The sequence below is a fragment of the Micromonospora sp. NPDC002389 genome, assembly GCF_040296095.1.
Taxonomy (GTDB): Bacteria; Actinomycetota; Actinomycetes; order Mycobacteriales; family Micromonosporaceae; genus Micromonospora.
The window spans coordinates 1-10,962 of the sequence record NZ_JBEOWP010000034.1 but is presented as its reverse complement, the minus strand read 5'-3'; the positions used below and the strand labels follow the sequence as shown (position 1 = coordinate 10,962).

The following is a 10,962-nucleotide window of genomic DNA, read 5'->3' as shown; positions in this document are numbered from 1 at the left end:
GGCAGCCCGACCGGCTCCGGGCGGTCAGGCTTGATCCCTGCGCCGGTCGGGCTGCCCGGAAACCCGACCCGGTCGGGCTGCGTGGGCTCAGGGGGGCGGCGTCCGCGTCCGGTGGGAGGTCCAGGGTGATCTCCGGCGAGCCGTCCGGTGGGTCTGTTGGGTGGGGCTGGGTCTGTGGGGGCCACCAGGTGGTGAGCCAGGCGGCGTCTTCTCGGCTGACCGGGTCACCTGTCGTCTCCGCGCCCGACGTCGGGTCCACGAGGAGGTAGTGCCAGCCGTCCTCGCTGTGGACGGCCAGGTCCAGCGGCACGTTGTCCAGCCATTCGGTGGCCAGCAGCAGCCCGGTGATGCCGTCGGGGATCTCATCCGTCCAGGCGATCTGTTCGGGCAGATCATCCGGTCGCGGCGCCACCTCGACGGCAGTGAACCGCACCCGCTCCACCAGCGGAACCCCCGCACCCCCGCCCCCCGCCGAGACGACCGAACCCTCCTCGCGCCCCGCCGCACCCTCGCCCCTCAGCGTGACGGCCGCACCCTCCCCGCGCCCCGCCGCCCCCTCGGACCTCGGCATGACGGTCCCACCCTCCCCAGGGCCAGCCGTACCCCCAACCCCCGGGGTGCAGCCTGCGGCACGCACGGCGGCCGCAGAGGTCAGGGTTTCCGGGGAGCCCACCCGCGCAGGGATCAAGCCTGACCGCCCGGAGCGGGTGGGCTCCCCGGAAACCCCCACCGCAACCCGAGAAGACAACGAACAAAGCAGCTCACCCCGACCAGCCCCCACGTCCACCACGTCGAACCGCTCAGGAAAGCCGAGGACCGCGTCGAGGTGGTGGATCAACCGGAGCAGCGCCGAGGCGAAGACCGGGGAGGCGTGCACGCTGGTGCGGAAGTGCGCCGCCGGCCCGGCACCGGAGACGAAGAAGCCCGAAGGTCCGTAGAGCGCCTGCTGCATCGCGGCCCGCCAAGGCATCGACATCGGGGTACCTCCTCGGCGCCGGTGAACGATTTCACACATCCTTGTTTGAGATCCGTGTCAGCGACGCATACTTGCCCCGACCGGTACCCCATCTCGAGGACTGGATCGTGACATGAGCGCACCGCTGCGCCACCATCCGGCCGCCCTTCGGCGGCCCGCGACCGGGCCGTCGGCCCAGGTCGCCAACCGTGCCGTGCTCACCGTCGGCGTCATCGGCGCCGGTCGGGTCGGTGCCACCCTGGGTGCCGCGCTCGCCGCTGCCGGGCACCATGTGGTCGCCGCCACCGGGCGTTCCGGGGCCTCCCAGGCCCGGCTGGCGTTGCTGCTGCCGGCCGCCTCCTGCCGGTCCGCCGAGGCGGTCGCCCGGTCCGCCGCCGACCTGCTGCTGATCGCCGTACCTGACGACGCGCTCGCCGGGGTGGTCGCCGCGTTGGCTGCCGACGGCGCGTTGCATCCGGGCCAGGTGGTCGCGCACACCTCCGGCGCGCACGGCCTGTCCGTGCTGGCGCCGGCGGTCCGGGTCGGCGCCCGTCCGCTGGCGCTGCACCCGGCGATGACCTTCACCGGTACGCCGGACGACCTCGGTCGGCTGCCCGGCATCTCGTACGGCGTGACCGCCCCGGCCGAGCTTCGGCCGCTGGCCGCCCGGCTGGTGACGGATCTGGGCGGGGTGCCCGAGTGGATCGGGGAGGCCGACCGGCCGCTGTACCACGCGGCGCTGGCGCACGGTGCGAACCACCTGGTGACCCTGGTCAACGAGGCGGCCGACCGGCTGCGGGACGCCGGGGTGGGTCGGCCCGAGAAGGTGCTGGCCCCGCTGCTGCGGGCCGCCCTGGAGAACGCGCTGCGGCTGGGCGACGACGCGCTGACCGGCCCGGTGTCGCGGGGCGACGCGGGCACCGTCGAGCGTCACCTGGCCGTGCTCGCCGCCACCGCGCCCGAGTCGGTCGGCGCGTACCTGGCGCTGGCCCGGCGTACCGCCGACCGGGCGGTGGCCGCCGGCCGGCTGCGCCCGGTGGACGCCGAGTCGCTGCTCGGCGTGCTCGGCCGGGACCAGACCGGAGTGGCGGCGTGACGTCGGGCGGCGGGGCGGTCCGGCAGAGGTCAGGGAGGGTGGACGAGATGACGGAACTGGTGCACAGCCGGGGCGACCTGGCCCGGGCGCGGTCCGCCCTCACCGGGACGGTGGGGGTGGTGATGACCATGGGGGCGCTGCACGCCGGGCACGAGACGCTGATCCGGGCCGCCCGGGACCGCGCCGACCATGTGATCGTGACGGTCTTCGTGAACCCGTTGCAGTTCGGGCCGAACGAGGACTTCGATCGCTATCCGCGTACGCTGGAGAATGATCTTGAGGTGTGTCGGCGGGCCGGGGCGGACCTGGTCTTCGCGCCCTCGGTGACGGACATGTACCCCGGCGGCCAGCCGGCGGTCCGGGTCGATCCGGGGCCGCTCGGCGAGGACCTGGAGGGGCTCAGCCGGCCCGGGTTCTTCCACGGGGTGCTCACCGTGGTGATGAAGCTGCTCCAGCTCACCCGGCCGGATCTGACCTTCTTCGGCGAGAAGGACTACCAGCAGGTGACCCTGGTCCGGCGGATGTGCCGGGACCTGGACGTGCCGGTCGAGGTGGTCGGCGTGCCGACGGTCCGGGAGCCGGACGGGTTGGCGCTGTCCAGCCGCAACCGGTACCTCTCCGCCCCGGAGCGGACGGCGGCGCTGAGCCTGTCGCGGGCGCTGCGCGCCGGTGCCGACGCCGCCGAGGCGGGCGGGGACGCCGGTGCGGTGCTGACCGCCGCGCACGCGGCCTTCGGTGCCGAGGCCGCCGGTGTCCGGCTGGACTACCTGGTGCTCACCGATCCCGACCTGGCGCCCGGCCCGGTCGCGGGTCCGGCCCGGCTGCTCGTCGCGGCCTGGGTGGGCGAGACCCGGCTGATCGACAACGCTCCGGTCCGGCTCGCCCCGACCTCCTGACCCCGCAGCTCGCGAAAGGCGTTCCCGATGTACCGCACCATGCTCAAGTCGAAGATCCACCGGGCCACCGTCACCCAGGCGGACCTGCACTACGTCGGTTCGGTGACCGTCGACGAGGACCTGCTCGACGCCGCCGACCTGCTGCCCGGCGAGCAGGTGGCGATCGTGGACATCACCAACGGCGCCCGGCTGGAGACGTACGTGATCCCGGGGCGGCGGGGCAGCGGCGTGATCGGCATCAACGGCGCCGCCGCCCACCTGGTGCACCCGGGCGACCTGGTGATCCTGATCTCGTACGGGCAGATGGACGACGCCGAGGCACGGGCGTACCACCCCCGGGTGGTGCACGTGGACGCCGAGAACCGGATCGTCGAGCTGGACGCCGACCCGGCGACCGCCGCCCCCGGCACCGCCGGCGCCCCCGTCCCCAACCCGCTCACGGTGTAAGGAAGGGTCCCCTACTAACGCCTCGTGTATAGGAAGGGTCCCTTCCTTACACCCAAGCCGGGGAATCCGGTCTGTCACCGGAAGGTCATTTTTGGTTACCCTGGGGGCGCCGTCGGGAGACGGTCGCTGGCTGGGGGAGGCGGCGTCATGCAGCGTGCGACGAGAAGCCTGGTCGCGGCCTTCGCCGTGGCGGCCCTGTTGGTGGGCTGCAGCGGGTCCGGTGGGCTCGACGGTGACCTGACCGACGACTGGGGTGCCCTGCCGCCGCCGGGTCCGTTCACCCCGGCCGCCGAGGTCTGCCACGAGCCCGAGTTCACCCCCACGGTCTCGCTGGCCGCGTACGCGCCGGTGGACTGCGCGCAGCCGCACCGGGTGGAGACGGTGCACGTCGGTGCCCTGCCGGCCGAGCGTGCCGCGCCGCCCGCCGTGGGCTCCGCCGAGCTGCGTACCGCCTTCGCCGAGTGTGACAAACGGGCCAGTGGCTTCGTCGGCGACAACTGGCGGGCCGGCCGGCTGCGACTGGCCGTGGCGGTGCCGTCCGAGCCGGGCTGGGCCGCAGGTTCGCGCTGGTACCGCTGCGACCTGATGGAGGTCACCACGACCGAGGCGGCGGCCACGGTGGTGCTGCGTACCGGCTCGCTGCGGGACGCGCTCCGGACGCCGTCGCCGGTGCGGCTGGGCTGCCAGCAGACGCGTGTCGACCGGAACAGGGTCGTACAGACCCTGGTCGCGGTGGACTGCGCCACGCGCCACGACGCCGAGTTCGTCGGGGTGTGGCAGTCGCCCGAGCGGGCGTACCCGACGCGCAGCGCCCAGTGGGCGCCGTTCTACGAGGGCTGCCGTTCGGTGCTCGCGCGCTACGCGGGCGTACCGGACGACGCGTACCTGGTCTTCCGCAGCGACCTGGTGGTCCGGCCACCCGGGGCCGGTCGGTGGCGGGCCGGGGACCGGGGTGTGCGCTGCTACCTGTGGCTCGGCGACCGCAAGGTGACCGGGTCGCTCAAGGGCGTCGGCCCGGCCGGCCTGCCGGTCCGGACGAAGTAGCCGGAACCACTCGTTCGGCCCCCGCCGTCCGAGCCGAGAGGCGCTCGGGTTGACTGGGGGCATGGAGCTACCGACCATCGGCCTGCCCACGTTGCCGAGCCTGCTGGCCGCTCCGGCGCCCGGCTGGGTGGAGACCACCGACGTGATCGTGGTCGGCTCCGGGGTGGCCGGACTGACCGCCGCGCTGCACCTGCGCCAGGCCGGTCTGCACGTCACGGTGGTCACCAAGGTCAACATCGACGAGGGTTCGACCCGCTGGGCCCAGGGCGGCATCGCGGCGGTCCTCGACCCGGCGGACACCCCGGCCATGCACGCCTCGGACACCGAGATCGCCGGGGTCGGCCTCTGCGACCCGGCGGCCGTGCGGGTACTGGTCGAGGAGGGGCCGACCCGACTGCGCGAGCTGATGCGGATCGGTGCCGAGTTCGACCGCCACCCGGACGGCTCGCTGATGCTCACCCGCGAGGGCGGGCACCGCGCCGACCGGATCGTGCACGCCGGCGGCGACGCGACCGGCGCCGAGGTCCAGCGCGCCCTGCACGAGTCGGTACGCCGCGACCCGTGGATCCGGCTGGTCGAGCACGCGTTGGTGCTGGACCTGCTCCGCGCTCCCGGCGACGGCCCGGACGGGCTCGGTCCGGCATGCGGCATCACCCTGCACGTGCTCGGCGAGGGCAGCGAGGACGGCGTCGGCGCCATCCTGGGCCGCGCCGTGGTGCTCGCCACCGGCGGGATGGGGCAGATCTTCGCGGCGACCACCAATCCCGCCGTCTCCACCGGCGACGGCGTGGCGTTGGCCATGCGGGCCGGCGCGGCCGTCACCGACGTGGAGTTCGTGCAGTTCCACCCGACCGCGCTGATCGTGCCGCCGGCCGCCCGGGTACCCGGTGCCGGGCACGCCCAGCAACCGCTGGTCTCCGAGGCGCTGCGCGGCGAGGGCGCGTACCTGGTGGACGCCGACGGCAAGCGGTTCATGCTCGGCCAGCACGAACTCGCCGAGCTGGCCCCCCGGGACGTGGTGGCCAAGGGCATCCACCGGGTCCTGCTGGCCACCGGCGAGGACCACGTCCACCTCGACGCCCGGCACCTCGGTGGGGACTTCCTGGCCCGACGCTTCCCCACCATCGTCGCCTCGTGCCTGGCCATCGGCGTCGACCCGGGGGTCGACCTGATCCCGGTCGCGCCGGCCGCCCACTACGCCTCCGGTGGGGTACGCACCGACCTGCGCGGCCGGACCTCCATCCCCGGCCTGTACGCCTGCGGCGAGGTCGCCTGCACCGGAGTGCACGGCGCCAACCGGCTGGCCAGCAACTCGCTGCTGGAGGGGTTGGTCTTCTCCCGGCGGATCGCCGACGACATCGCGTCCGGCCTGCCCGAACAGGCTCGCCCGGCGGAGACCGGAGCGTGGCGCGGCGGCACCGGCTGGGTGGTGCCGGCGGCGACGACCCCGACGCTGCAAGCGGCGATGACCCGGGGCGCCGGTGTGCTCCGCTCTGCCGGCACGCTCGCCGCGACCGCCGCCGAACTGGTCGAGCTGGGCACCGGCCGGGGCACCCCGCGTACCGCCGACTGGGAGGCGACGAACCTGCTCACGGTGGCCGCCGCGCTGGTCGCCGCCGCGTACGCGCGGCAGGAGACCCGTGGCTGCCACTGGCGGGAGGACTACGGGACGACCGACGAGCGATGGCAGGGACACCTGGTCGGCGCGGTGGGCGCGCAGGGCCGGTTGACGACCCGGTGGGAGGAGAGCTGATGGCGGACACGGCACGGCTGCTGCACGAGAACGGTCTCGACCCGGCGCAGGTCCGCCGGATCGTCGAGACGGCCCTGGTCGAGGACCTCGGCCCGGACCTGCTCGACGTCACCAGCGTCGCCACCATCCCGGCCACCCAGACCGACACCGCCGACCTGGTCGCCCGGGCCGACGGGGTGGTCGCCGGGCTGGCCGTCGCCGCCGCCGTGTTCAAGCTGGCCGGCGAGGTGACCGGGACGGGACGTACGGTCGAGGTGTCGTTGGTGGCCCGCGACGGCGAGCGGGTGGCCCGGGGCGACGTGCTCGCCACGGTCACCGGCCCGACCCGGGTCCTGCTCACGGCCGAGCGCACCGCGCTGAACCTGCTCTGCCGGATGTCCGGCGTCGCCACCCACACCCGGGCCTGGGCGGACGCCCTGGCCGGCAGCAAGGCGATGGTCCTGGACACCCGCAAGACCACGCCCGGCCTGCGCACCCTGGAGAAGTACGCGGTCCGCGCCGGCGGCGGCACGAACAAGCGGATGGGCCTGCACGACGTCGCCATGGTCAAGGACAACCACAAGTTCGCCGCCGGTGGAGTCGCCGCCGCCTACCGCCGGGTCCGGGAGGCGTTCCCGGACGTACCGGTGCAGGTGGAGGTGGACACCCTCGACGAGGCGGTGGAGGCGGTGGAGGCCGGCGCGGCCTTCCTGCTGCTGGACAACATGCCTCCGGCGACACTGCGCGCGGTGGTGGCGGCCGTGGGCGACCGGGCCGAGTTGGAGGCGACCGGCGGGCTCACCCTCGCCGACGCCGCCGAGGTGGGTGCCACCGGCGTCGACTTCCTCTCCGTCGGCGCGCTCACCCACTCCTCGCCGATCCTGGACATCGCCCTGGACCTGCGCACGGACTGAACCCGTAGGCTTCGTGCGTGCTGCTCTGCATCGACATCGGGAACACCAACACCGTCCTGGCGACCTTCGACGGTGACAAGCTGGTGCACAACTGGCGGATCAAGACCGACGCCCGATCCACCGCCGACGAGCTGGGCCTGATGTTCCGGGGGCTGCTTGCCGGGGACGCCGTCGAGATCACCGGGGTGGCCGCCTGCTCGACCGTCCCGGCCGCCCTGCGTTCGCTGCGGACCATGCTGACCCGCTACTACGCGGACCTGCCGAGCGTCATCGTGGAGCCGGGCGTCCGCACCGGTGTGCAGCTCGCCATCGACAACCCCAAGGAGGTCGGCTCCGACCGGGTGGTCAACACGCTCGCGGCCTACACCCTCTACGGCGGACCGTCGATCGTGGTCGACTTCGGCACCACCACCAACTTCGACGTGATCAGCGGTCGGGGAGAGTTCCTCGGAGGCGCGTTCGCGCCCGGCATCGAGATCTCCTTCGACGCGCTCGCCGCCCGCGCCGCCCAACTGCGCAAGGTCGAGGCGACCAGGCCGCGTTCGGTGATCGGCAAGAACACGGTCGAGTGCCTCCAGGCCGGGCTGTACTTCGGCTTCGCCGGACAGGTGGACCGGATCGTCGAGCGGATGGCCGCCGAGATGGGCGAGCTGAAGGCGGTCATCGCCACCGGTGGGCTGGCGTCGCTGGTGCTCAACGAGTGCCGGACGATCACGCACCACGAGCCGATGATTACGTTGATCGGGTTGCGCATGGTGTATGAGCGGAATGTCTGACTGTTTTTGTGTTTGTTGCGGTGGGGGTTTCCGGGCCGCCCGATCGGCTCCGGGCGGTCAGGCTTGATCCCTGCGCCGGTCGGGCGGCCCGGAAACCCTCGCGGGGCCGGCGTCATCCGTTCCGGTGAGGTGGTCGGCTGGGGTGGGGAGCGGTGCGTCCGTTCGTCGAGGTGGGGCGGCTGCTTCCGGTCGAACCAGTGGTATGCCTGGCCGGCTAGGACGGTGCGGCGTACCCGTCGGGGAGCGGCATCGCCTCTGCGGCGCCGGCCTCGGCGCGTACTCCCGGGGTGGTGGCGACCAGGTGGGCACGCATGCCGGGGTCGGGCTCGACGGTCGTCACCTCGTGCCCGAGGGCCAGCAGGCCACGGGTGAGGATGCCGGTGCCGGCCGCCAGGTCGACCACCCGGGCGGGCCGGGCCGGTCCGTCCAGCGCCCAGCGCAGCGCGGCCTGCGGATAGCGGGGTCGGTACCGGTCGTAGTCGGCCGCCGCCGGACCGAACGAGCGGGCCCTGGTGGGGTGCGTCATGACCGGCAGGCTATCCGGCGACGGCCGCCGGAGCGCTTGAGTACGCTCGGGCCTGACCTCGCCCGAAATCTCCCACTGAGGAAGCGTGCCGTGACCCAGCAGAGCCCCGTGCCAGTCGACCCCGCCGACGACCTTCCCGAGCAGATGAAGGTCCGCCGGGAGAAGCGGGACCGGATGCTCGCCGACGGCGTCGAGCCGTACCCGGTCAGCTTCCACCGGACCAGCACGCTGGCCGAGGTGCGGGAGCGCTACGCCGACCTGCCGACGGACACCGCCACCGGCTACCAGGTGTCGGTCACCGGACGGGTGATCTTCGTACGGAACACCGGCAAGCTCTGTTTCGCCACGCTGCGCGACGGCGACGGCACCGAACTCCAGGCGATGCTCTCGCTGGACCGGGTCGGCCCCGAGCGGCTGGAGGACTGGAAGCGGCTGGTCGACCTCGGTGACCTCGTCGGAGTCACCGGTGAGGTGATCAGCAGCCGCCGGGGCGAGTTGTCGGTGCTGGCGCAGGAGTGGGTGACCACCGCCAAGGCGCTGCGCCCGCTGCCGGTGGCGCACAAGCCGCTCAGCGAGGAGGCCCGGGTCCGGCAGCGCTACGTCGACCTGATCGTGCGCCCCCAGGCCCGCCAGATGGTACGCACCCGGGCGACGACGGTCCGCAGTCTCCGCGATTGCCTGCACGACACGGGTTTCCTCGAGGTGGAGACCCCGATGTTGCAGTTGCTGCACGGCGGCGCGACGGCCCGTCCTTTCGTGACCCACAGCAATGCACTCGACACCGATCTCTATCTACGAATCGCGCCGGAACTGTTTCTCAAGCGCGCCGTGGTCGGCGGTGTCGAGCGAGTCTTCGAGATCAACCGCAACTTCCGTAATGAGGGCATCGACTCTTCGCACTCGCCCGAGTTCGCGATGCTGGAGGTGTACCAGGCGTACGGCGACTACAACACGATGGCCGAACTGACCCGCAATCTCGTGCAACAGGCGGCGGTGGCGGTCGCCGGGTCGACGGTGGTCACCCACGCCGACGGCCAGAAGTTCGACCTCGGTGGTGAGTGGCGTTCGGTGAGCCTGTTCGGCGTGCTTTCCGAGGCGCTCGGTGAGGAGGTCACGGTACGCACCGAGCACACCCGCCTGGTCGAGTACGCGGACAAGGTGGGCCTCACCGTGGACCCCAAGTGGGGGTCGGGCAAGTTGGTCGAGGAACTGTTCGAGGAGTTGGTCGTGCCCGGTCTGGTGGCGCCGACCTTCGTGCGGGACTACCCGGAGGAGACCAGTCCGCTGACCCGGGGACACCGCGAGGAGCCCGGGCTGGCCGAGAAGTGGGACCTGTACGTGCGCGGGGTCGAGCTGGCCACCGCGTACTCGGAGTTGGTCGACCCGGTGGTGCAGCGGGAGCGGCTGGTCGCGCAGGCGCAACTGGGTGCCCGTGGCGACGACGAGGCGATGCGGCTCGACGAGGACTTTCTCCGGGCGATGGAGTACGGAATGCCGCCGGCGGGTGGCATGGGAATGGGAATCGACCGGCTCCTGATGGCGCTGACCGGCCTGGGAATTCGGGAAACCATCTTGTTCCCCTTGGTTCGCCCCGAGTAGTCGACAGGGAACTTTCCGCCGCGATACCGGATCCTATTGACGCAACAAGCATCTGACGGGCTATTGTGCTCTGGTAACTGGCAGGTGCACCGAACCCTGCTCGAAAGGAATGTGGGACGTGGCCAAGCAGATCATTCAGAGGCTGGTCGATGACCTGGACGGCGGGGACGCGGACGAGACTGTCAAGTTCGCGCTCGACGGCGTTCAGTACGAGATCGACCTGTCGACTTCGAACGCCGAGAAATTGCGTGAGGCATTCGCTCCGTACATCTCCGGTGGGTCGAAGGTGGGACGCGGTGGCGTGGTCGTCGGAGGGCGTGCCGCCCGGGGCCGGGGCAGCGCGACGGCGGACCGCGAGCAGAACAAGGCCATCCGGGCCTGGGCCCGCAAGGCCGGCAAGGAGATCTCGGACCGGGGCCGGATCCCCCAGGAGATCGTCGACGAGTACCACTCCAAGGCCGGTCACTGAGACCAGGGTCGTCCGCCACGCCGGTTCGGAGCGCGTCTCCGGGCCGGCGCGGTCGTCTGGTGGGACGATGCGGTCGGGCCGAACGTTGTCCACAGCCGGTGGATGCGTTGTCCACAGCCTGTGGACGGCGGGTGCGGGGTGACCGTCCGGTGCTGAAAGGGCTCCGTGTGGTGCTCTCGGCGGCCCACGGCTCGTGCTCGAATTTCGCTCTGCGCGTACAGACACCATGCCCGGAACACCGGTTGAGCGTGGATGGTTGTGCAAAACGACGCGTACCGGGCCACCGGCGGAGACACACGAGGTCAGCCGAGTCGGTCCGCGGCGATAGAGTAAAGAGGCGCGGACGCCCGTCCCGGGCGCTCGCGTATCCGGCCCCGCCGAGAGTCTTGACCACCAAGATCGAGTGCGCACGGCACGTGAGGAGCACGAGGGCATGTTCGAGCGGTTCACCGACCGAGCGCGACGGGTTGTCGTCCTGGCCCAGGAAGAGGCCCGGATGCTCAACCAC

Annotated in this window: 11 protein-coding genes; 9 read left to right on the top strand and 2 right to left on the bottom strand. The window is 72.3% G+C overall.

The features are described from left to right. Positions 1-970: SAM-dependent methyltransferase (locus tag ABT008_RS30235; protein WP_350700694.1), on the bottom strand; the 970-nt coding region annotated here is incomplete at its 3' end. A 118-nt stretch (positions 971-1,088) separates the two neighbouring features. Here ABT008_RS30235 and ABT008_RS30230 point away from each other — a divergent pair. The 7 genes from ABT008_RS30230 to ABT008_RS30200 all read left to right on the top strand — a co-directional run bounded on the left by ABT008_RS30230 (position 1,089) and on the right by ABT008_RS30200 (position 7,860). Continuing rightward, entirely contained in the window at positions 1,089-2,051 is a 963-nt protein-coding gene (locus tag ABT008_RS30230; protein ID WP_350700693.1) for a Rossmann-like and DUF2520 domain-containing protein, read from the top strand. 47 nt (positions 2,052-2,098) lie between these two features. Beyond that, on the top strand, positions 2,099-2,947 hold the full coding sequence (gene panC / locus ABT008_RS30225) for a pantoate--beta-alanine ligase (protein WP_350700691.1): 849 nt from the start codon (positions 2,099-2,101) through the stop codon (positions 2,945-2,947). Between the two features lie 27 nt (positions 2,948-2,974). Then, positions 2,975-3,394, top strand: coding sequence for an aspartate 1-decarboxylase (panD, locus tag ABT008_RS30220; protein ID WP_350700689.1), 420 nt, complete (start codon positions 2,975-2,977; stop codon positions 3,392-3,394). Between the two features lie 147 nt (positions 3,395-3,541). After that, positions 3,542-4,438, top strand: a complete 897-nt coding sequence (locus tag ABT008_RS30215) for a septum formation family protein (RefSeq protein WP_350700687.1) — start codon at positions 3,542-3,544, stop codon at positions 4,436-4,438. 61 nt (positions 4,439-4,499) lie between these two features. Next, positions 4,500-6,191 carry an L-aspartate oxidase gene (locus tag ABT008_RS30210; protein WP_350700685.1) on the top strand — a complete coding sequence of 564 codons (1,692 nt, stop codon included), beginning with the start codon at positions 4,500-4,502 and terminating at the stop codon, positions 6,189-6,191. Then, the gene (nadC, locus tag ABT008_RS30205) at positions 6,191-7,084 is read left to right on the top strand and encodes a carboxylating nicotinate-nucleotide diphosphorylase (protein WP_350700684.1); all 894 of its coding nucleotides are present in this window, start codon (positions 6,191-6,193) and stop codon (positions 7,082-7,084) included. Before ABT008_RS30210 ends, nadC begins: the two co-directional genes overlap by 1 nt. A 17-nt stretch (positions 7,085-7,101) precedes the next feature. Further along, the gene (locus ABT008_RS30200) at positions 7,102-7,860 is read left to right on the top strand and encodes a type III pantothenate kinase (RefSeq protein WP_350700682.1); all 759 of its coding nucleotides are present in this window, start codon (positions 7,102-7,104) and stop codon (positions 7,858-7,860) included. A gap of 214 nt (positions 7,861-8,074) precedes the next feature. Here ABT008_RS30200 and ABT008_RS30195 read toward each other — a convergent pair whose 3' ends face one another. Further along, entirely contained in the window at positions 8,075-8,386 is a 312-nt protein-coding gene (locus ABT008_RS30195; protein WP_350700680.1) for a class I SAM-dependent methyltransferase, read from the bottom strand. Positions 8,387-8,476: 90 nt separating this feature from the next. Between ABT008_RS30195 and lysS the strand changes: the two genes are divergently transcribed. Beyond that, positions 8,477-9,985, top strand: a complete 1,509-nt coding sequence (gene lysS, locus ABT008_RS30190; protein WP_350700678.1) for a lysine--tRNA ligase — start codon at positions 8,477-8,479, stop codon at positions 9,983-9,985. Between the two features lie 118 nt (positions 9,986-10,103). After that, a complete protein-coding gene (locus ABT008_RS30185; RefSeq protein ID WP_350700676.1) occupies positions 10,104-10,454 on the top strand; it encodes a histone-like nucleoid-structuring protein Lsr2 in 351 nt (116 codons plus the stop codon). Positions 10,455-10,962 lie beyond the last annotated feature (508 nt).